This window comes from Flavobacterium azizsancarii, from assembly GCF_027980145.1.
Taxonomy (GTDB): Bacteria; Bacteroidota; Bacteroidia; order Flavobacteriales; family Flavobacteriaceae; genus Flavobacterium; species Flavobacterium azizsancarii.
This window is the reverse complement of the sequence record NZ_JAMZNK010000012.1, coordinates 61,073-80,835: the sequence shown is the minus strand read 5'-3', so window position 1 is coordinate 80,835 and position 19,763 is coordinate 61,073. Positions and strand designations below refer to the sequence as shown.

Annotated in this window: 20 protein-coding genes and 4 tRNA genes; 13 read left to right on the top strand and 11 right to left on the bottom strand. The window is 34.0% G+C overall.

Features of this window, described 5'->3' with window-relative positions; genetic code table 11:
- Positions 1–9: 9 nt before the first annotated feature.
- Together NJT12_RS09870 and NJT12_RS09865 are read left to right on the top strand one after the other, a co-directional pair.
- Positions 10–882, top strand: coding sequence for an AraC family transcriptional regulator (locus tag NJT12_RS09870; RefSeq protein WP_271335729.1), 873 nt, complete (start codon positions 10–12; stop codon positions 880–882).
- Positions 883–961: 79 nt separating this feature from the next.
- The gene (locus tag NJT12_RS09865; protein WP_271335728.1) at positions 962–2,083 is read left to right on the top strand and encodes an FAD-dependent monooxygenase; all 1,122 of its coding nucleotides are present in this window, start codon (positions 962–964) and stop codon (positions 2,081–2,083) included.
- A gap of 105 nt (positions 2,084–2,188) precedes the next feature.
- On the opposite strand, the gene NJT12_RS09860 is transcribed toward NJT12_RS09865, so the two are convergent.
- From NJT12_RS09860 to NJT12_RS09840, 5 genes are all read right to left on the bottom strand, one after another.
- Entirely contained in the window at positions 2,189–2,425 is a 237-nt protein-coding gene (locus NJT12_RS09860) for a GIY-YIG nuclease family protein (RefSeq protein WP_271335777.1), read from the bottom strand.
- Between the two features lie 63 nt (positions 2,426–2,488).
- Positions 2,489–2,562, bottom strand: a tRNA-Arg gene (locus NJT12_RS09855).
- 69 nt (positions 2,563–2,631) lie between these two features.
- Positions 2,632–2,705 (bottom strand) — tRNA-Arg (locus NJT12_RS09850).
- Between the two features lie 32 nt (positions 2,706–2,737).
- Positions 2,738–2,812: transfer RNA gene (locus tag NJT12_RS09845), tRNA-Pro, on the bottom strand.
- Between the two features lie 93 nt (positions 2,813–2,905).
- A tRNA-Ser gene (locus tag NJT12_RS09840) sits at positions 2,906–2,992 on the bottom strand.
- Between the two features lie 239 nt (positions 2,993–3,231).
- On the opposite strand from NJT12_RS09840, the gene NJT12_RS09835 reads away from it, so the two are divergent.
- Both NJT12_RS09835 and NJT12_RS09830 read left to right on the top strand, forming a co-directional pair.
- Positions 3,232–4,410 carry an acetyl-CoA C-acyltransferase gene (locus NJT12_RS09835; protein ID WP_271335727.1) on the top strand — a complete coding sequence of 393 codons (1,179 nt, stop codon included), beginning with the start codon at positions 3,232–3,234 and terminating at the stop codon, positions 4,408–4,410.
- Positions 4,411–4,480: 70 nt separating this feature from the next.
- The gene (locus tag NJT12_RS09830; RefSeq protein ID WP_271335726.1) at positions 4,481–5,242 is read left to right on the top strand and encodes a C40 family peptidase; all 762 of its coding nucleotides are present in this window, start codon (positions 4,481–4,483) and stop codon (positions 5,240–5,242) included.
- A gap of 208 nt (positions 5,243–5,450) precedes the next feature.
- Here NJT12_RS09830 and NJT12_RS09825 read toward each other — a convergent pair whose 3' ends face one another.
- Complete coding sequence (locus NJT12_RS09825; protein WP_271335725.1) at positions 5,451–6,296, bottom strand: AraC family transcriptional regulator; 846 nt, start codon at positions 6,294–6,296, stop codon at positions 5,451–5,453.
- Between the two features lie 118 nt (positions 6,297–6,414).
- Between NJT12_RS09825 and NJT12_RS09820 the strand changes: the two genes are divergently transcribed.
- The 3 genes from NJT12_RS09820 to NJT12_RS09810 all read left to right on the top strand — a co-directional run bounded on the left by NJT12_RS09820 (position 6,415) and on the right by NJT12_RS09810 (position 8,602).
- Positions 6,415–7,401, top strand: coding sequence for an aldo/keto reductase (locus NJT12_RS09820; RefSeq protein WP_271335724.1), 987 nt, complete (start codon positions 6,415–6,417; stop codon positions 7,399–7,401).
- Between the two features lie 314 nt (positions 7,402–7,715).
- Positions 7,716–8,321: an NAD(P)H-dependent oxidoreductase gene (locus NJT12_RS09815; protein ID WP_271335723.1), complete on the top strand. Its 606-nt coding sequence runs from the start codon at positions 7,716–7,718 to the stop codon at positions 8,319–8,321.
- Positions 8,322–8,323: 2 nt separating this feature from the next.
- Entirely contained in the window at positions 8,324–8,602 is a 279-nt protein-coding gene (locus tag NJT12_RS09810) for a putative quinol monooxygenase (RefSeq protein WP_271335722.1), read from the top strand.
- 111 nt (positions 8,603–8,713) lie between these two features.
- Here NJT12_RS09810 and NJT12_RS09805 read toward each other — a convergent pair whose 3' ends face one another.
- On the bottom strand, positions 8,714–9,421 hold the full coding sequence (locus tag NJT12_RS09805) for a class I SAM-dependent methyltransferase (RefSeq protein ID WP_271335721.1): 708 nt from the start codon (positions 9,419–9,421) through the stop codon (positions 8,714–8,716).
- A gap of 307 nt (positions 9,422–9,728) precedes the next feature.
- On the opposite strand from NJT12_RS09805, the gene NJT12_RS09800 reads away from it, so the two are divergent.
- Complete coding sequence (locus tag NJT12_RS09800) at positions 9,729–10,613, top strand: LysR family transcriptional regulator (RefSeq protein ID WP_271335720.1); 885 nt, start codon at positions 9,729–9,731, stop codon at positions 10,611–10,613.
- A gap of 397 nt (positions 10,614–11,010) precedes the next feature.
- Positions 11,011–12,288 (top strand): DUF2130 domain-containing protein, encoded by a 1,278-nt coding sequence (locus NJT12_RS09795; protein ID WP_271335719.1) that lies wholly within the window; start codon positions 11,011–11,013, stop codon positions 12,286–12,288.
- 133 nt (positions 12,289–12,421) lie between these two features.
- Here NJT12_RS09795 and NJT12_RS09790 read toward each other — a convergent pair whose 3' ends face one another.
- A complete protein-coding gene (locus NJT12_RS09790; protein ID WP_271335718.1) occupies positions 12,422–13,204 on the bottom strand; it encodes an META domain-containing protein in 783 nt (260 codons plus the stop codon).
- 252 nt (positions 13,205–13,456) lie between these two features.
- Here NJT12_RS09790 and NJT12_RS09785 point away from each other — a divergent pair, with 252 nt between their 5' ends.
- The 4 genes from NJT12_RS09785 to NJT12_RS09770 all read left to right on the top strand — a co-directional run bounded on the left by NJT12_RS09785 (position 13,457) and on the right by NJT12_RS09770 (position 16,927).
- Positions 13,457–14,041: a DUF4202 domain-containing protein gene (locus NJT12_RS09785; RefSeq protein ID WP_271335717.1), complete on the top strand. Its 585-nt coding sequence runs from the start codon at positions 13,457–13,459 to the stop codon at positions 14,039–14,041.
- Between the two features lie 140 nt (positions 14,042–14,181).
- The gene (locus NJT12_RS09780) at positions 14,182–14,841 is read left to right on the top strand and encodes a response regulator (protein ID WP_271335716.1); all 660 of its coding nucleotides are present in this window, start codon (positions 14,182–14,184) and stop codon (positions 14,839–14,841) included.
- A gap of 450 nt (positions 14,842–15,291) precedes the next feature.
- The gene (locus tag NJT12_RS09775) at positions 15,292–15,915 is read left to right on the top strand and encodes a class I SAM-dependent methyltransferase (protein WP_271335715.1); all 624 of its coding nucleotides are present in this window, start codon (positions 15,292–15,294) and stop codon (positions 15,913–15,915) included.
- Positions 15,916–16,249: 334 nt separating this feature from the next.
- Positions 16,250–16,927 carry a hypothetical protein gene (locus NJT12_RS09770; RefSeq protein ID WP_271335714.1) on the top strand — a complete coding sequence of 226 codons (678 nt, stop codon included), beginning with the start codon at positions 16,250–16,252 and terminating at the stop codon, positions 16,925–16,927.
- Between the two features lie 125 nt (positions 16,928–17,052).
- Here the strand turns inward: NJT12_RS09770 and cobA are convergent, their stop codons facing one another.
- The 3 genes from cobA to NJT12_RS09755 all read right to left on the bottom strand — a co-directional run bounded on the left by cobA (position 17,053) and on the right by NJT12_RS09755 (position 19,763).
- On the bottom strand, positions 17,053–17,826 hold the full coding sequence (cobA, locus tag NJT12_RS09765; RefSeq protein ID WP_271335713.1) for a uroporphyrinogen-III C-methyltransferase: 774 nt from the start codon (positions 17,824–17,826) through the stop codon (positions 17,053–17,055).
- 4 nt (positions 17,827–17,830) lie between these two features.
- On the bottom strand, positions 17,831–18,403 hold the full coding sequence (locus tag NJT12_RS09760; RefSeq protein ID WP_271335712.1) for a molybdenum cofactor guanylyltransferase: 573 nt from the start codon (positions 18,401–18,403) through the stop codon (positions 17,831–17,833).
- Positions 18,404–18,590: 187 nt separating this feature from the next.
- Positions 18,591–19,763, bottom strand: coding sequence for a molybdopterin molybdotransferase MoeA (locus NJT12_RS09755; RefSeq protein WP_271335711.1), 1,173 nt, complete (start codon positions 19,761–19,763; stop codon positions 18,591–18,593).

The window sequence follows — 19,763 nt, the reverse complement described above, 5'->3', positions numbered from 1 at the left end:
CAACAGCCAATGTCTAAGAAAAATAAAACTATTCCGGTAAATCGTATGACAGAAGATGTGCATACCGGTATTGCTATCGAAAGGTTTAATTTTAACGATTTGAGCATTGAAGAAAAAGCTGAATTTAAGGAAGAAAATCAGGCACATCGACACGATCGCCATTCTTTTTTTCTGCTTGAAGAAGGAACTGTTGCTATCGAAATTGATTTTCAAAAGTATACAATAGAACCCTTTTCTGTGATTTACATTCACCCCAATCAGGTGCATCATACCATAACCACAGAAAATGTAATCGTGAGCTGTTGGGCTATTGATAATGAAAACCTGAATCCTGAATATTTGAAATTGCTGGAAGAAATTACTCCCGTAAAACCGTTAGTTTTAGAGAAAGAAATATTCTCTGTTATCGCAGAAGCAGTATTACTTGGTATACAATTATCTGCACTTAAAAGCGATAAATTATATCATTCTATAATAAAAGACAGTTGTAATTCGCTCGTTGCATTAGTGATTTCGCAGTATTTGAAAAATGTTCCGTCAACAGATAAAATTTCAAGATTTGACGTTGTAACGAAAACGTTCCGGGAATTATTAGAAAAGAATTATACCACTCTAAAACGTCCTGCCGATTATAGTCCAAAACTGAATATTTCGACTCCTTATTTAAACGAATGTATCAAAAATGCAACTGGATTTTCGGTTTCACATCACATACAGGAACGGGTAATTTTAGAAGCAAAACGGTTGCTTTATCACTCTGATAAATCGGTAAAAGAAATTGCTTCGGTTTTAGGATACGATGATTATGCTTATTTTTCACGACTGTTTACGAAGGTTACAGGCATGTCTGCTTTAACTTTTAGAAACAAAAACCTCGATTAGTCCAATACTTACTTTGATTGGCTATTTTGCGACACTGATTTAGGATGTTCCTTTGCATTGAATATAAATCGTATACAAAATGGAAACATTAAAAAATAAAAAAGTACTTGTTTCAGGCGCAAGTTTTGCCGGACTTTCTACCGCTTACTGGATGAATAAATTTGGCTGCAAAGTAACTATTGTCGAAGTTGCAGATGACCTGAAAATGGGCGGAACTCCTGTTGATATATTGGGCAATACTGTTGATATTGCAAAACGTATGGGCATTTTTGAGCAGATAAAATCAAACAGGCTGAATCCGAGAATTATAGAATTTAAAAACGCTGATAATATCACCGAAGGTTTCATGGCGCATGATGACGACGAACAAATTGACGACGATGAATCTGAAATTGAACGTGATATACTGCTTAAAATTCTATACAACACGATAAAAAATGATGTCGAATTTGTTTTCAATGACAGTATTACAGCATTAAACGAAACAAATGAAGAGGTCAAGGTTACTTTTAAAAATAATCCTCAGAAAAAATTTGACTTCGTATTTGGTTGTGACGGAATTCATTCCGCCGTACGAAGACTGTGGTTTGGTCCTGAAACTGACTATGTGCACTTTTTACAGCAATATTTTTCGATTACTATCGTAGATAAACTTTTAATAAAAGAAGATAGTGCTCAATTGTATAATGTGCCCAACAAAGCTGTTATGCTGAATACTTACAACAATAAAACAGACATTATTCTTTGCTTTCGTTCCGAAAAAGAAATTCCTTATGATTATCGAAATGAGGACGAACAACGAAATATTATCCTCGAAAAATTCGCTGGAGAAAGCTGGAGAACATCGGAATTATTACAAGAAGTACAGAATTCTAAAACTTTTTATTTTGATAAATTTTGCCAGATAAAAATGCCATCCTGGACAAAAGGCCGAATTGCTCTTGTAGGCGATGCTGCTTATTGTGCATCTCCAGCAGCCGGAATGGGCGGATCGCTGGCAATAAATGGTGCGGCGTCTTTGGCAGATGCTTTTGAAAAACATGACGGAAATTTTGAAGAAGCTTTTAAAGAATATAATATAAGTTTTCGACCGTTTATCGAAGAGGTTCAGGCAAATGCTGTAAACTTTGGGTTAGAAATTCTTATTCCCAGAACCGAAGAAGCTATTCGTACCAGAAATGCTGAAGCAAAACAGCTTTAGTTATCTTAATATATAGACAAATTGTATTTCGTAAATTAAAAAGAATTTAGACAGTCCCAATTGAATCGGGATGCTCAATCCAGCTGAATTATGGCGACAGATTATTTATAAGTTTTTCAACTTTAATTTACTTTTCCATTTTTTCACTTCTAATTCTCTTTTATAAGCCAATGATTTGGTCACAAATTCTTCAAAATAAGCAACGATCGGATCCTTCGCTCTGCCAGTAAATCCAGAATGATTTGATAAATGTTTACGTAATCGTTCCTCTAAACTCTCAGATGTATGACCAATATAATATTGATTAAGTGAATTTGAATATAAGACATAGAAGTAATTCATCAATTTCGTTTTCTTAGCAAATGATACAAAACAAAAAAACCACTCGATTTGAGTGGTTTTTCGTGAACGCAGAAGGATTCGAACCTTCGACCGCCTGCTTAGAAGGCAGGTGCTCTATCCAGCTGAGCTATGCATCCAATTATTTTACTAAAACTATACCACGGTCATTAAAACAAAAAAGCCACTCAATTGAATGGCTTTTTATGTGAACGCAGAAGGATTCGAACCTTCGACCGCCTGCTTAGAAGGCAGGTGCTCTATCCAGCTGAGCTATGCGTCCATTTGTTTTAAAACTTTATGGCAAAGTTTTCGTCGGGGTGGCAGGATTCGAACCTGCGGCCTCCTGCTCCCAAAGCAGGCGCGATAACCGGGCTACGCTACACCCCGAACTTTTTAGTCAATAGATTTGTATCTGTGTTATTCCCAATCTAAATCGGGACACGATAACCGGACTACTCTAAACCCGAGACAAAAATTAAGCGGAGAGTAAGGGATTCGAACCCTTGGTACAGTTACCCATACGCTTGTTTAGCAAACAAGTCCTTTCGGCCACTCAGGCAACTCTCCAGCTCAAGGAAACATGTCCTGTTTTGCGGTGGCAAAGGTATGACAACATTAGATATCTCACAACTATTTCGGTGCTTTTTTTCATCTTTTTTTCATCTTTTTTTTAAAACACTTCACAATCAAACAAATAGAATTAACAAAAAATTTATATTAAATTTAAAATCCAATCGAATTGGATCAAAATTTGAATTTATTCAAATAAAGAGTAAATTTGCTTGATTAACTAATATTAACAGAAAATGAACAAAAGAGTTGTTATCGTTTCTGCCGTTAGAACACCTATCGGAAGTTTCATGGGAGGTTTATCTACCGTACCCGCACCAAAATTAGGTGCTGCCGCTATTAAAGGCGCACTTCAAAAAATTAACCTTGACCCAAAATTAGTTGATGAAGTATTCATGGGGAATGTAGTACAAGCCGGAGTTGGACAAGCGCCAGCACGTCAGGCTGCACTTTTCGCCGGCCTGTCTAATGAAGTTGCTGCTACAACTGTAAACAAAGTTTGTGCTTCAGGAATGAAAGCTGTTATGTTTGCTGCTCAGGCTATCGCTTGTGGCGATGCTGAAATAGTAGTTGCCGGAGGAATGGAAAACATGAGTTTGATTCCACACTACGTACAAATGCGTAACGGAACTAAATTTGGCCCTGCAACTATGCTTGACGGAATGCAAAAAGATGGTTTGACAGATGCTTACGATAACAACGCAATGGGAGTTTGCGCTGATTTATGTGCATCTGAATACAAAATCAGCCGTGAAGAGCAGGATAATTTTGCAATTCAGTCTTATGAAAGAAGTGCAAAAGCATGGGATGCAGGAAAATTTGATAACGAAATTGTTCCTGTAGAAGTACCTCAAAGACGTGGTGAACCAATCATAGTTTCTAAAGACGAAGAATACACTAACGTAAAACTGGATAAAATACCTTCATTAGCTGCCGTTTTCACAAAAGACGGAACTGTTACTGCTGCTAATGCCTCAACAATCAATGATGGAGCTGCAGCTTTAGTTTTAATGTCTGAAGAAAAAGCAATCTCATTAGGATTAAAACCCCTCGCCTACATAAAAAGTTATGCTGATGCTGCTCAGGAACCAAAATGGTTTACAACAAGCCCGGCAAAAGCTTTACCAAAAGCTTTAGACAAAGCAGGAATAGCAATTGGCGATGTCGACTATTTTGAATTCAACGAAGCATTTGCAGTTGTTGGATTGGCTAATTCAAAAATTCTTGGTCTTGATAATGATAAAGTAAACGTGAATGGTGGAGCTGTTTCATTAGGTCATCCTCTGGGATGTTCCGGAGCAAGAATCATTGTAACTTTGCTAAATGTTTTAGAACAAAACAATGCAAAAACCGGAGCTGCTGCAATTTGCAATGGTGGCGGTGGCGCATCTGCAATTGTTATAGAAAGAGCTTAAATAATATTAAATTCAGGAGTTATTTTCAAGTGCAAATAACTCCTGAATTTCAACTAATAAATTACCCTAAATGTTCGGAATTTGCAATCTAGCTATAGTACCCGTTCGATCTGAGCCAAGTGACAGAAGTGAAATCGTTACACAACTTTTGTTTGGCGAACATCTCGAGATTTTAGAACGCCAAAATCAATGGGCCCGAATAAGAATGCAATATGATGACTACGAAGGTTGGGTAGATTCTAAACAGTACCAAATTATTTCTGAAGCAAATTTCAATCAGTTAAGCAAAGAAGCGATTATTCTTAATGCTGATCTAATTGATTATATCAGTGCGCCGGAAAATTTATTATTACCGATTCCGCTTGGTGCATCATTATCCTTTTTGAATAATAACGAAATAAATACTTCTAACTTTGATTTCGAAGGCACAAAAACTAGTGGCACAAAACCAAAAAGCGCTTTAATAAATACCGCTTTTATGTATTTAAACGCACCCTACCTTTGGGGCGGCAAAACACCTTTTGGAATCGATTGTTCCGGTTTTACGCAAATGGTCTACAAACTAAACGGATACAAAATACATCGCGACGCCTCACAGCAAGCTCTTGAAGGTGAAGCGTTAAGCTTTATCGAAGAAAGTGAAGCAGGAGATTTAGCCTTTTTTGATAATGACGAAGGAAACATCACACACGTTGGTATTATAATGGACAATAATTACATCATTCACGCAAGTGGAAAAGTACGTATCGACCGTCTGGACCATTTAGGAATTTACAATGCTGAATTGAATAAACACACACATACACTTAGAGTAATAAAAAAAATAATTTAAACACGAATTTCACAAATTAACACAGATTAAAAAATTCTTTTAATTTGTACCCGAGATGATAACGAACTTGCGTCGCAAAAATCGGTGGCAAAAAAATTCGTGCAAATTAATGTAATTCGTCTTTAAGTACTTATTCTTTAATCTATTATAAAAAATCCGCGATAATCCGTGTTTTCGCTTGCGAATCCGCGTCATCCGTGTGCCATTATCATGCACTAACACGTATCACTTTCCTAAACTCCGAAGGACTATTCCCTCTCTGTTTCTTAAAGAATTTATTAAAGTGGCTTTCATCCGTAAAACCAAATTCATACGCAATTTCGTTGATTCGCTTATCGCTAAATTGCAAACGATGTTCAATCAGTTTTGTTTTATAATTACTGATATATTGCTGCATCGTTTCATTAGCGTGTTTCTTGAAATAACGCCCTAAATATGTATTCGAAATACCAAAATATTCACTGAGCGATTCTGCTTTTATTCTCTCAGGGTAATAGATATTGTTCTGGATGTATTGCAAAATATCCATTGCTTTGGCTTCACAGCCAATATTAACCTGTTCCGGCAAGTACTTCGCAATATTTCGCGCTACTACAATAATCAAAGTATTCACCAATTGCTGAATCAATTCTTTATTATAAACATCCTTATTCTCATGTTCTCTAATAATAGCCTCAACCATCACTTTTACCAAACATTTATCTGCCTCATTTTTTAAAATACATCCCGGCTGATGATTTGCATTTTGTAGAATATATTCTAAACGCTGAATATTCTCATTCTGCAGACTCGAATTTTTCAAATAGATATCATTAAATCTCAAAAAGAAAAACTTCGTTTCCTTCTCTATCGTAAAGTTATGACAATCCTCAGGCGTCAATAAAAACATATGTCCCGCATCATATTCAAAAACATTCTTGTTGATACATTGCCTTCCTGTTCCTCCCAGAATATATACCAATTCAAAGAAATTATGACGATCCCCAACATCAGGATATTCATCCAGAGTTTCAAAGGAAACGGTAAACGGCTCGTATAAATTTTCTTTTTTCATGATAGTCTTTATTAATTCGGCTACAAATTTACATAAAAAAGACAAATATATACAAATTAATAGTCTTAAAAATGGTATAATTTTGCTAAACAATTTTTAAGCATTAAAATATAATATTATGGAATATAGAAAATTAGGCAATACAGAACTTGAATTATCAACTATTACATACGGAGCATTTGCTATTGGCGGGAACATGTGGGGCGGAAACGAAAAGAAAGATTCAATCGATTCTATCCACGCTTCAATCGATCATGGCGTAACCACAATCGACACTGCTCCTTTTTACGGATTTGGTTTAAGCGAAGAAATGATTGGTGAAGCCTTAAAAACAAAAGACAGATCAAAAGTACAATTGTTAACCAAATTTGGTTTGGTTTGGGACGGAAGCAACAACGGAAAAGGAGAATTCTTTTTTGATGCCGATGACAACGGAAAACAAATCCCGGTTTACAAATACGCATCAAAAAGCAGTATAATAAAAGAAGTCGAAAATAGCTTAAGACGTCTTCAAACTGATTATATCGATTTATTACAAATTCACTGGCCAGACGCTACAACTCCAATCCATGAAACTATGGAAACACTTGAAACCTTAATCCAACAAGGAAAAATCAGGGCAGCCGGAGTAAGTAATTATAGCCTTTCGCAACTTCAGGAAGCACAAAAAACAATTCGATTGGCATCCAACCAAGTTCCGTATAGCATGCTAAATCGCGGTATCGAATCAGATTTAGTACCATACACAACCACAGAAAACATCGGAATCATAGCTTACAGCCCAATGGAAAGAGGTTTATTGACCGGAAAATATTTCACAGACAGTAAACTAAAAGACAACGATCACAGAAACGGATATTTTGGTCAGTTTGATCTTCAAAAAGTAAAAACTCTAGTCGAAGAATTGAGTTCATTGGCGAATGCAAAACACATTTCAATCTCACAATTGGTTTTACGCTGGACAACTTTACAAAAAGGAATCACAATTGTTTTAGCCGGAGCAAGAAACGCAGAACAAGCCATTTCAAACGCAAAAACAATGGATTTTGATTTATCGATTTCAGAATTAGATTTCATCAATCAGGCAATTTCAAAACTAAAATAATACTAGTCACAAAATATTTAAACACATAGAAACATAGCCAATAGAAATATAGAAAGGCGTTTCACTTGTTTAAACAAACATAGGTATGTGTTAGAAACTAGTTTCTTTTTTGAATCCTTTTAAAAGCAAACAAAAAAACCTATGTTTCTATGTGTTTAAAAAATTACACTCAACAATAAAAATAATTAGGGTGTGTTCGCCGCGGCTAATCGGGCTATTCGTTACAATCTTTTTTATAAATAGAAAAAATTTATAAAAAAGGATTTTCACTTCTATCCCTCACACAAAACAAAATATAAAAGAACATTTACGATATGAAGAAAATATTTATCATCAACGGAAGTCAAAATTTTGCGCACTCAGGCGGAAAATTCAACGAAACCGTTACCAACTGGACAATCGAATACTTAACGAACAGCAAGCAATTCGAAATTAAAACCACCGACATCAAACAAGATTTCGACTTAGACGAAGAAGTAGAAAAATTCGTTTGGGCAGATGTTATCGTGTATCACACACCGGTTTGGTGGTTTCAGTTACCAAACCAATTCAAAAAATACATCGACGACGTTTTTACAGCCGGACACAACAAAGGAATTTACAGAAGCGACGGTAGAAGCAGAACAAATCCAGACATTAATTACGGAACCGGCGGCCAATTACACGGACGCAAATACATGTTAACCACAAGTTGGAATGCGCCTGCAACAGCATTTACACTTCCGGGAGAATTCTTCGAAGAAACATCTGTAGATGATGGCGCTATGTTTGGTTTTCATAAAATGAATAAATTTACAGGTATGGAAAAACTGGACGGATTCCATTTTCACGATGTCGAAAAAGGTGCTACTGCAGAAAATATTGATATCTTTAAGAAAAACTATACCAAACATTTAGAACAAACCTTTAAAACTTTATAATCATGATTTCAATTACAGCCCTCTTTAAAAGTAAACCAGAAAATAAGGAACAACTACAAAGCATGTTAAATCACCTCGTTACTGAGACCAGAAAAGAAGCCGCATGCGTTCGTTACGACCTTCATCATGCTGATCATGTTTTTATTATCTGGGAGGAGTGGAAAGATCAGCCAGGTCTTGACATACATAACAATCAACCTTATTTACTTGATTTCATCGCAAAAAGCGAAAGTTTTGTTTCTGCTCCTATTCAGGTTTACAAAACAGTACAAATACTATAATTTTTTTTACCACAAATTCCACCAATTTTCACTAATTAAAATATTCAATTGGATAATCCAAAAAATAAAAATTGGTGGGAATTCGTGGAACTCGTGGCAAACTTTGTAATACTATTTTATGCCGCCAAAAGCGCCAAAACACATATTCTTGTGTAAAATCTCTACACTTGAAAACCCTACCTTTTTCATCAAATCCAATTGGTAATTCATTGATCTTGGTGTGTCTTCTTTCTCTACATAATCCAATACTTTCTGACGGTATTCTGCACCTCCAATTCCTTCTAAATACTCTCCATAACGCTGCCAGGTATATTCGTTTAACAATTCAGTATCTTGTGTAATCAAGTCCGAAATCATAAAACATCCACCGGGTTTCAACAATTTGAATATTTTAGTAAAAGTACTTTCCCAATCCTGATCATCACGCAAATGATGCAAAACTGCTCCCGCCAAAATAATATCAAAATGATTTTCCTGTAAATCTACCTCACGAATATCACCATGCTTTACCTCTACCCTTCCGTCAGTTTCTTTTGAAACTCTTTCAAAAGCCTTGTCTAACATTGGCAAACTCAAATCGACCAATGTGCAATTCAAATTACTAACTTTCGATAACATTTTCAAAGTATAATTTCCCGCTCCACATCCAATATCCAAAACAGTTTTGGCATGAGGAACAATTCTTTTAGAAGCTTCCGTAATTAATTCTAATGAGATCGTAGCGTCAATTGTAGCGACTTGTCCCGTTTCTAAATTCGAAAATCGTTCGACATCATTATCAAAACGTTCTCTGATTTCATCAATAGTTGATTTTTTCATCATATAATTATTTAGCATGAGTTTTTTTAGCACACGGATGACGCGGGTTTAAACTGATTTTTATGGATTTTTTTTTCATAGTTTCTACCTTTTTTTGCCACTAATTTTCACAAACTTAAAAATAAGTAATTCGCGAAAATTCGTGAAATTCGTGGCGAACGAACTTTTACGTAACATACAAAAAATCCGCACAAACCAGTCCAATCCGTAAAACCCGTAGACCTAATATTTTTTTAGTAAAAGTATATCTTTCATATATACTTCAAAAATACTTATTTTGTCAATTATTAATACTTAATAGGTATTTATGGAATTACGTCACTTAAAATATTTTTTGGCTGTAGCCGAAGAATTAAACTTTACCAAAGCTGCTGAGAAACTTTTTATTTCTCAACCTCCTTTGAGCCGACAAATTATCGAATTGGAAGAAGAAATTCAGGCGCGCTTATTCAATCGAAATAATAAAAAAGTTGAATTGACCGAAGCCGGGAAATATTTTGAAAAAGAAGTACGAGAACTTTTTCAGAATCTCGAACGCATTACAATCAAAACACAAAAAATTGCTAAAAATGTTTCCGGAGATTTTAGAATCGCCTATATCAGTTCAATTTATTCAAGCGTAATTTCAGAATTGATACAACATCTGAAAGCCGAATTTCCGTATGTGAATTTCAAACTATTTGAGATTTCAACAACCAAACAAATATCGGCATTAGAACAAGGAAAAATAGATTTAGGAATTATTCGGTCTCCAATAAAATCACCCATAATAAAATCGCAATTATGGTTTCGTGATGGTTTTTCGGTTGTCTATAATAAAAGTTTAATTCAAATTAATTCAGAGAAAGAAATTCCGAATTTAAAAGACGAAACTTTTGTTTTTTTTAATAAAAATTACGCACCGCATTACCATGAAGTTTTACTTGAACTTTGTGCTTTTTATGGTTTTACGCCAAAGGTAGTTCATGAATCAAACAACATCAATTCGATTGTACAATTGGTCAAAAATGGTCTCGGGATTTCGATTGTTCCATCAAATATTGCGAAGAATAATCAAGATTTGGAAATAGGTTTTATCGAATTAAAAAAGGTCAATTTGTTTACGGATGTTTCATTGATTACATCGAAAGAAGATGATTCTGAAATTACAAAAGTGGCCGTTGATTTTCTATTGCATCTTTCTAAGAAATAAGTTTGCCTCAAATTTTTAAAACGAAGGAAATCCGTAAAAATTACTTAAAAGAAATCTTTAAATTGTAAACTATAAAGTAATCTCGCAAAGGTCCAGAGTCGCAAAGTTTCTTTAGGTTTAAGTAAGTTTGTCATTTCGACGAAGGAGAAATCACAGTAGTTATTCCGTTGCTAAAAGTGTCAATCTTTGTCGAATTTCGAGTGTGATTTCTCCTTCGTCAAAATGACATAAAATGAGCAAAAATCATTATGCCCCTTATAATCTGTGGCTTAAAATTAATTCTTAGCGCTTAAGCAACTATACAATATTAACTAAAATTCAGGGAATTCGTGACAAAAAAACCTCAATTTTTAAATACCTTAGCAGATTATAATTCTACTCAATAAAATCAATAAAAATGGCGGAGCAATCTTCAATTCAGTGTCCAAATTGTGGAACAACTATCGATGTAAATGATATTTTAAAACATCAGTTAGAAGATAGTATCCGCAAAGAATTTCAACAAAAAACGAATGCTCAGACAAAAGAACTTGAACTTAAGAACGAGCAATTTGAAAAGGCCAAAACTGAATTTGAAGCCAAAAAGAAACACGAAAACGAACTTTTTGCAGAACGTTTAGAACGTGAGAAAAAAGTTGCCGAAAAAGAAATTACCGAAAAACTAAAAACAAAACTAGACGAAGAAAATAAGGATCGTTTGCTTTCGATGGAAAAAGAACTTTCTGAAAAATCTGAGAAACTTCGCGATCTAAGTAAAATGCAAGGAGAAATTGCTAAACTTCAACGGGAGAAACTGGAGATGAAAGATGCTATTCAGGCTGAAGCTGAAAAACAACTCAATGCTACTTTGGTTTTAGAACGGGACAAAATCCGCAAACAGGAAGAAGAAAAAAATGAACTAAAAATAAAAGAATACCAAAAACAATCTGACGATCAAAAAAAGCTGATTGAAGAAATGAAACGCAAGCAGGAACAAGGATCTATGCAATTGCAAGGCGAAGTAATGGAATTAGCAATCGAAGAATGGTTGGCAAATAATTTTCCGCTTGATACTATCGACGAAATCAAAAAAGGTGCAAACGGTGCTGATTGTCTTCAGATTGTAAATACCAGGGAATTACAAAATTGTGGTTCAATTTATTACGAAAGCAAGCGTACAAAAGCTTTTCAGCCTGCGTGGATTGAGAAATTCAAAAATGACATTAGAACTAAAAGAGCCAATATTGGTGTTTTAGTAACTGAGGTTATGCCGGCAGGACTGGACAGAATGGGAATGCGCGACGGAATCTGGATTTGTACTTATGAAGAATTTAAAGGTTTAAGCGCGGTTTTGCGTCAATCTCTGATACAAGTAAGTCAGGCTGTTCAGGCGCAGGAAAACAAAGGCGACAAAATGTCGATGTTATATGATTTTCTAACAAGTAACGAATTCCGTTTGCAAATTGAAGGAATTGTAGAAGGTTTTACGCAAATGCAAGGCGATCTTGATTCTGAAAAAAGAGCGATGCAGCGTATTTGGAAGCAACGTGAAAAACAAATCGAAAAAGTCGTTCATAATACGTTAGGAATGTACGGATCTATTCGTGGTATTGCCGGAAATGCTGTTCAAACGGTGAGAGCTCTGGAACTTGATTTTATTGAAGAAGAGAATGAAGATCCTAAAGAACTGGAATAGTAATACGAAATGGCACACGGATTTTACGGATTCGCTAAAGCGAAAACGCAGAATTACACGGATTTCTATATTATTTTGATTTCATCGTATAGTTTGTTACTCCACGGAACTAGCGATGAAAATCAAAAAAAAACTAATCTACTTTTCTAAAAACCAAAAGTTTACCTGAAGGATTAGAAAGCGTTAATCGATTATCACCAAAAGAATATGTGGTGGTATTTTGAAGTGCTTTTATAAATTGATCATCTTTATTTCCGGGTGCACAAGCCATCATAGTCGAAATAACTTTGGAAAATCGGAGTACGTCTTTTTCATAAAAAATACTGCCACTAATTGCATTACAACCTCCGTAACCCATAAATTTATTTTCTGCAGCATTAATTTCGATTCTTGGAAGTTCTTTTTGAAAATCTGTTAAAAAGACTTTGAATCCGTTTAGCTCTTCTAAAACCCAGATATCATGAAGACGATAATCTGTATTATAATTACCACATCCGTCCAGTTTTTTTAATTCAAGTTCCGAATTATTCTTAATTTCAATCGACACTTTATAAGGCGAAATTGCTCCTGACATTGAATTTTGACATTCTAATTGCTGAATCGAAATTGTCGCACTTGATGTTTCGTTACTGACTTTGTACATTTTTACATTAGCATCCATTGCTCGTATGGCTTCAGTTGCAGGAAAAATAAGTTTCTCTTTCCCCGAGATTAATGATGTAAACTCAATATTTTCTGTCCCCATTTTTAATGCCCAAAAAGGCTCGTTGCCGGTTGCAGTAAAATAATACTTCATTTGATCTTCCTGAGTTCCGTATTCTGAAGTAGTTTCTTTTGTATCTGGATTTTTATTTATCGCTATTTTACAGCTTATTATCAAAGAAGATAATAACATTAGTAAAAGAAGTTTTTTCATGAGATATGTTTTTAGAAATTGAATACTATCAAATTTAAGAAAAATAACACACTTTATTAAAATTTTAAGATCAAAACATACTTAAAAATAAATACTCTGAATTCTATAGAAATTATCCATGGTACTATTTTTTCATACTTTAGAATGAATATTTTATTTTGAATATTGAATGAATAAAACCTGTGCTACTAAAGTATACATAAGCTTTAGAGATTAATTATGTATATTTGAAATCTATTATCTTACCAAAAAATGAAGACACCTTTTCAAAAAGCAAGCGAGTGGATCGATACCGAAAACGCACAAGATCCAAACATCGAAATCGACCAGAATATTGAATATCCAAAGGAATTATTATATTCGAACAGGATGTATCAAAGACTAATGCAATTTGAACCTGAAGCTTCTGAAGAAGTGCAGATTGCTTCTAAAGCGCAGCATATTTGCAGATGGAAAGTGGCCCGGGAATCGTACCCAATGGATCGTGTTGGTTACTTGAAATGGAGGGAAGAACTTAAAAAATTTCATGCTAAAACTACCGCAGCAATTTTAGAAAAAGCCGGATATGCTTCTGAATTTACAGATCGTGTCTCTTTTTTGATCGAAAAGAAATTACTTAAAAAAGATGTAGAAACACAATTACTTGAAGATGTTATTTGCTTAGTTTTTTTAGGATATTACCTGGATCCTTTTGTGCACAAACACGACGAAGAAAAACTAAAAAACATCATTAAAAAAACCTGGGATAAAATGTCTGACAAAGGACATCAGGAAGCATTAAAGATTAATTATTCTGAAGAAAACTTAAATTTGATAAAAGCGTCTTTAGGTTTATAAACTTAATTTATTTACTGAAAAATAATATTTCACTTACTTATTTTACAATTAATTTTATTTCAAATATATAAAATAAGTACATTAGCGTATTATCTATAGGTAATTATACGTAAATAGTGAGAATTAAAAATAAGTAATTCATGAATAATGTTATTAAAATAGTCCTTGCAGATGATCACGTATTTGTGAGAGATGGTGTAAAATCATTACTGGAAAATGAAATAAATATAAAGGTTGTAGGTGAAGCTATTGATGGTATCGATGCTATTAAAGTAATAAACGAAACCGTTCCGGATTTACTTATTCTGGATATTAAGATGCCGAACTTAAATGGAATTGAGGTCATCGAAAAACTTAGGGCTCAAAACAATAAGATAAAAATTATAATGCTTTCTATGTACGATACTGAGGAGTATGTACTAAAATCACTAAAAGCCGGAGCAGACGGATATTTACTAAAAGGTTCAAGTAAGGAGGAATTCCTAAAGGCTTTACATACAGTTGCAGCAGGTGGAAAGTATTTTAGTGGTGATGTTTCTTCTATTCTTATTCGTCAGTTAACAGGTTCTTCCGGAGCTCTGGAACCCAAACAAAATTCTGGTGTACAAATGATGATTACCAGAAGAGAAAAAGAGATCCTGACTCTCTTATTATCAGGAAAAGGAAACAAAGAAATAGCCGAAGCACTAAATATTAGCAAACGAACTGCTGAAGTGCATCGCTTTAATCTGATGAAAAAACTAAAAGTGAAGAATCTAATGGAACTTTCGAATAAAGCTTCTGAATATTCCTTAGTATAAAATTACGTATTTGTACCTAATTATATTTTAAGTTCATTTTCGTTTTTAACCATTATAAAACGTTCAGATTTTATTTATTGAATAAGTCCTACTATGGTTTATAGTTTCATTAATGTGTTTGAACATATTTCATGATTTTAAATTAACAAAAAAAGACCACTAAAAACTTGAGAAGTTTTAAAAGCTCCCGGATATGCCGGTCATACCAACAATTGGACCTGGCTAATGATTTCTGTAAATCCAGGAATTTTTAGATAGAAGAAATAGATATTTTTTAAATCTAAATATTATAATTCACCTTTTTTTTCTTTTGAAAAGGATGTTTTTTTTGTTTTATGGTAATATTTTTTATTTTTTAATTTGGGTATATTTGATTTAGAAAAGAATTCCTTTTTTTAGCCTTTTTAAAATATTTAAGGCTATTGTACTATTCAAAATACAAATAAAACCATGAACAACTCCTGGAAAGATAGATGGGATGACCGCTACAGCAGCGAAGAATTTGCTTACGGTACGGAACCCAACAATTATTTAAAAGAACAACTGGGAAAATTAAAACCCGGAAGCATTCTTTTCCCTGCTGAAGGCGAAGGCCGCAATGCTGTTTTTGCAGCACAATTGGGCTGGAAGGTTGCTGCTTTTGACATTAGTGCCGAAGGAAAAAACAAGGCAATAAAACTGGCTGAAGCTAACAAGGTTGAAATTGATTTTCAGGTTGGAGTATTAGAAACGCTGAATTATCAACCCAACCAATTTGATGCTATCGCCCTGATTTATGCACACTTTCCCGCAGAAATTAAATCTTCTATTCATAAAACACTTGACCAATATTTAGGCAAAGGCGGAGTAGTTATTTTTGAAGCTTTTAGTAAAAAACACTTAGAATATCTTGCGATTAATGATAAAGTGGGTGGACCAAAAGATATTGAATCTTTATTTTCTATCGAAGAAATAAAAGCTGATTTTCCTAATTATGAAATCATCGTGTTAGAAGAGAAAGAGATTGAATTGAATGAAGGATTATTCCATAACGGAAAAGGCTCTGTAATTCGATTTGTTGCATTAAAAAAATAATTATACCGATGTAGAGACGCGCTCTTGCGTGTCTCTACAAAAATGAATTTTCTCCTTGCATTCAATTCATCTGACTTTTTTACTTCCCATACGCTTTTCAGTTTTCAAACAAACTTCCCTGCATTATTTTACAATTTTGTTTAGTGAAATTGTTAAGAGATTTTATCTTTTATATTTCCAATACACTTCAAATAACTAACATTCAATACGTTAATTTATAAATTTATTGAAAAACTTAACATTGGCGAGTTTATTTAATGATTATATTTACTTAACTGTAAATTAACAATTTAGTCACATTTGTAATAATATCTACATCTAAAAGCGCATTAATATGGAAAACAAACCCACAGAAACCACTCCTGAGAAAATTGATTCACCAACATCTGAAAACAGCAAGCCTGTTGCAGAAAACATAAAACCTGTAAATCCAGCACCTGCAAAAGCACCGGTTCGTAAAGCAACTCCTGCTAAGACAGCAGCTGCAAAACCGGCAACACCAACGGTAAAACCAGTAGTGGCAAAACCAACGGTAACAAAAACTCCCGTAAGACCTGCTGTAAAAAGTGCAACAACAACTACGCCTAAATCGACAGTTCAAAAGGCTCCTGCAAGAAAAATTACTCCGGCTGCCATTGAGAAAACAGAAGAAATAACAACTCCAAAAGTTACAATCAAAGAAAAAAAGAAAGAACAGCCATCAGAAAACAAAACTGATAAAGCAACCGAAATAACAGGAAAAGATAAAAAAGATAAAAAAGATAAATCAACAGATAAAAAGAAGAAAAAAGTGAAAGACAAAGACAAGGAAAAAGAGAAAAAGAAATTAGCCAAGAAAAAAGAAAAAGCTAAAAAAGACAAAAAGAAAGAGAAAGCTAAAAAAGCGAAACAAAAAGCTACTGCGAAGAAAAAAGAAAAAGCAAAAAAAGCTAAGGATAAAGCAAAAGCGAAAAAAATAGCAAAAAAGAAAGCTAAGTCTCAGAAAAAGGCAAAAGCAAAAAAGAAGAAATAATTTAGAAAGAAGGTTTGACTTATAAAGTTGAACCTTTTTTTTGGTGGGCATTATCTATTGCACTAAGCAAAAATAATTATTGCGATAAATTTTGAATTTGGATTTTGGACCTCGTGCCCTCATCGCTATCGGGATGATTCATCATCAAGATGCTCTTTAACATAAGAATTCAATCCTGAAGTGTTTTTCACAACTTCGCCAATTACAATAATTGCGGGAGATGAAATTTTATTTTCTGATACCAATTTACTAATCGTACTTATTCTCCCTGTCACTTTTTGTTCTGTATTTTTAGTTCCGTTTTGAATAATCGCAATTGGTAAATCATCTGTTCGGTTCTTCTGATAGATGGAAATAATCTCATCTAATTTGTGCATTCCCATTAAAATCACAACCGTTGCATTAGACTTTGAAGCTAAATTAATATCTTTAGATAATTCATGATTTGAAGTTGTTCCTGTAATGACCCAAAAACTATCTGATACCAAACGCTCTGTCAGGCTTATCCCAACGGAAGTCGGTACACCTAAAGCAGAGGAAATTCCCGGAACGATTTCTGTTTCTACTCCAAATTTTTCTACATATTCAATCTCTTCACTTCCTCTTCCAAAAATAAAAGGATCTCCACCTTTTAAACGTACAACATGACCGTAACGATTAGCCATCGAAACAATCAATTCATTAATCTGATCCTGCGTATAAGCGTGACATCCCAGACGTTTACCCACAAAAACAATTTCTGCTTTTACCGCATATTGCAATAATTCTTCATTAACAAGAGCATCGTATAATACTACATCAGCATTCTCTAAAGTCTTTATCGCCTTTAGTGTAATCAATTCGGCATCACCCGGTCCTGCACCTACAATCGTTAATTTTGGTGTCTTTAAATTTCGCATAACATTAACTTAAATTGATATTCAGATCGTTCAATTCGTCTGCCGAATTAATATTAGTCAAATGAAAGTTTTCACTTTCTTCGATTGTGATGACTTGATGCGGAACGTTCGCTATTAAATTCGTCATTTTTAAATCGTCATTATCAATTGCACTTTTGATAACAGGTATTACTTTTTTAGAATAAATTCCAATTAACGGATGCATTCTGCTTTCAGATGCAAAAACAGTGATTTGAGCTTCCTGATTATGTTTTGCAATTAATTCAGATAATAATTCGGTCGAGATTAAGGGAATATCACAACTTAGAATCAAATTAAATTCTGTTTCTGAATTTGACAAAGCTGTGTAAATACCACCTAACGGACCTTTGTCTAAAATTATATCCGGTATTTTTTGATACGTCAGATAATCGTATTCTTTATTGTTTGTTATCAGCTTAATGTTTTCTGATATTGGTAAAATCGCCTTGATAATATGTTCAATAAATGGTTTATTCTGAAACAGAACTAATCCTTTCTCCGATTGCATTTGAGAACTTTTTCCTCCACAAAGAATAAATACAGCTAATGTTTCCATGACTAATTTTTGTTTCAAGTTTCAGGTTTATTTTTTTGTTTCAGGTTTTCTTTGTTTCAGGTTTTTTTGTTTCAGGTTTATGCTATATGTTTAAATTTACATACCGCATTCTACACTTTTTCTTCTTTATTCTATCCTCTATCCTCTATTCTCTTTATTCTATTCTCTTTACTCTATTCTCTAAAATCTACCCTATCGGCAATAAAGTCACCAACTCTCCTTTTTTGATCGATTCTACATCATGCGGAACAATTAATAAACTGTTGGCAATAGCAAAAGTATTTAGCATTGCTGAACTCTGGCCTTCTAAAACCCTAACCTGAGTTTCATCATATAAGGCTTTTAAAAACAATGTTTTTCCTGTTGTATTTAGAATGTCATCTTGTAATTTTCGAACTATTTTCTTTAAATGAATGTCTGAAAAACCCATTCTGTTTTTGATCGCCGGATAAACATAAATATAAAAATTAGTTAGCGATGAAGCAGGATTTCCAGGCAAAGCAAAAACTAAGGTTTCATTTTTAGACCCAAAAAACATTGGTTTTCCAGGTTTTTGATTGATTTTATAAAAAAGTTCCTGAACGCCATTTTCCAATAAAGCTTCTTTGACAAAATCATAATCTCCAACAGAAATTCCTCCTGAGACTAAAACAATATCATATTTATTCAGAATTTCTTTCAGGGCTTTTTTTGCCGCTTTTAGATCATCCTTTACTTTATAAACTTTCGCTTTTTTGATTCCAATCGTTTGAAGCGCAGCTTGCAACATTACCGAATTGCTTTCGTAAATTTTTCCTTTTGGCAATTTCTTACCGGCTTCTACCAATTCATTTCCAGTTACCAAAATGGCAACCGTAGGTTTTTTATAAACTGAAATTTCAGTAATACCTAAACAGGCTAAAAAACCAATTGCTGCAGGAGTAATCAGCGTATTTACTTTAAGAACAACTTCTTCTTCACCAATTTGTTCTCCTTTATTGCGAACATTTGTATGTTGCTCCGGCATTATGGTAATCAAAATAGAATTTTCATTAGCCATTACATGTTCCTGCGTCACTACAGTATCAGCATTATTAGGTACAAAAGCGCCTGTGAAAATTCGCACTGCTTCGTTTTCTTTAAGCTTTATTTTTGAATGATCACCAGCCTGTATAGTACCTACAATATCATATTGATGTTTTTCGCTATGAATAAAAGCATACCCATCCATCGATGATTGCCGAAAGGGTGGCATTGCAATTGGAGAATAAACCGTTTCAGCCAAAATATATCCCAGCGCTTTATGCATCTGGATTTTCTGGACCAGTATTCTAGTGCTATTCTCTGCAATAATTGATAAGGCTTCTTCGACTTGAATCAT

Excerpts from the sequence above, each read along its gene's own strand:
- NJT12_RS09870 (WP_271335729.1), top strand. The coding sequence starts at position 10 with ATGTCTAAGAAAAATAAAACTATTCCGGTAAATCGTATGACAGAAGAT.
- NJT12_RS09865 (WP_271335728.1), top strand. The coding sequence starts at position 962 with ATGGAAACATTAAAAAATAAAAAAGTACTTGTTTCAGGCGCAAGTTTT.
- NJT12_RS09860 (WP_271335777.1), bottom strand. The coding sequence starts at position 2,425 with ATGAATTACTTCTATGTCTTATATTCAAATTCACTTAATCAATATTAT.
- NJT12_RS09835 (WP_271335727.1), top strand. The coding sequence starts at position 3,232 with ATGAACAAAAGAGTTGTTATCGTTTCTGCCGTTAGAACACCTATCGGA.
- NJT12_RS09830 (WP_271335726.1), top strand. The coding sequence starts at position 4,481 with ATGTTCGGAATTTGCAATCTAGCTATAGTACCCGTTCGATCTGAGCCA.
- NJT12_RS09825 (WP_271335725.1), bottom strand. The coding sequence starts at position 6,296 with ATGAAAAAAGAAAATTTATACGAGCCGTTTACCGTTTCCTTTGAAACT.
- NJT12_RS09820 (WP_271335724.1), top strand. The coding sequence starts at position 6,415 with ATGGAATATAGAAAATTAGGCAATACAGAACTTGAATTATCAACTATT.
- NJT12_RS09815 (WP_271335723.1), top strand. The coding sequence starts at position 7,716 with ATGAAGAAAATATTTATCATCAACGGAAGTCAAAATTTTGCGCACTCA.
- NJT12_RS09810 (WP_271335722.1), top strand. The coding sequence starts at position 8,324 with ATGATTTCAATTACAGCCCTCTTTAAAAGTAAACCAGAAAATAAGGAA.
- NJT12_RS09805 (WP_271335721.1), bottom strand. The coding sequence starts at position 9,421 with ATGAAAAAATCAACTATTGATGAAATCAGAGAACGTTTTGATAATGAT.
- NJT12_RS09800 (WP_271335720.1), top strand. The coding sequence starts at position 9,729 with ATGGAATTACGTCACTTAAAATATTTTTTGGCTGTAGCCGAAGAATTA.
- NJT12_RS09795 (WP_271335719.1), top strand. The coding sequence starts at position 11,011 with ATGGCGGAGCAATCTTCAATTCAGTGTCCAAATTGTGGAACAACTATC.
- NJT12_RS09790 (WP_271335718.1), bottom strand. The coding sequence starts at position 13,204 with ATGAAAAAACTTCTTTTACTAATGTTATTATCTTCTTTGATAATAAGC.
- NJT12_RS09785 (WP_271335717.1), top strand. The coding sequence starts at position 13,457 with ATGAAGACACCTTTTCAAAAAGCAAGCGAGTGGATCGATACCGAAAAC.
- NJT12_RS09780 (WP_271335716.1), top strand. The coding sequence starts at position 14,182 with ATGAATAATGTTATTAAAATAGTCCTTGCAGATGATCACGTATTTGTG.
- NJT12_RS09775 (WP_271335715.1), top strand. The coding sequence starts at position 15,292 with ATGAACAACTCCTGGAAAGATAGATGGGATGACCGCTACAGCAGCGAA.
- NJT12_RS09770 (WP_271335714.1), top strand. The coding sequence starts at position 16,250 with ATGGAAAACAAACCCACAGAAACCACTCCTGAGAAAATTGATTCACCA.
- cobA (WP_271335713.1), bottom strand. The coding sequence starts at position 17,826 with ATGCGAAATTTAAAGACACCAAAATTAACGATTGTAGGTGCAGGACCG.
- NJT12_RS09760 (WP_271335712.1), bottom strand. The coding sequence starts at position 18,403 with ATGGAAACATTAGCTGTATTTATTCTTTGTGGAGGAAAAAGTTCTCAA.
- NJT12_RS09755 (WP_271335711.1), bottom strand. The coding sequence starts at position 19,763 with ATGATTCAAGTCGAAGAAGCCTTATCAATTATTGCAGAGAATAGCACT.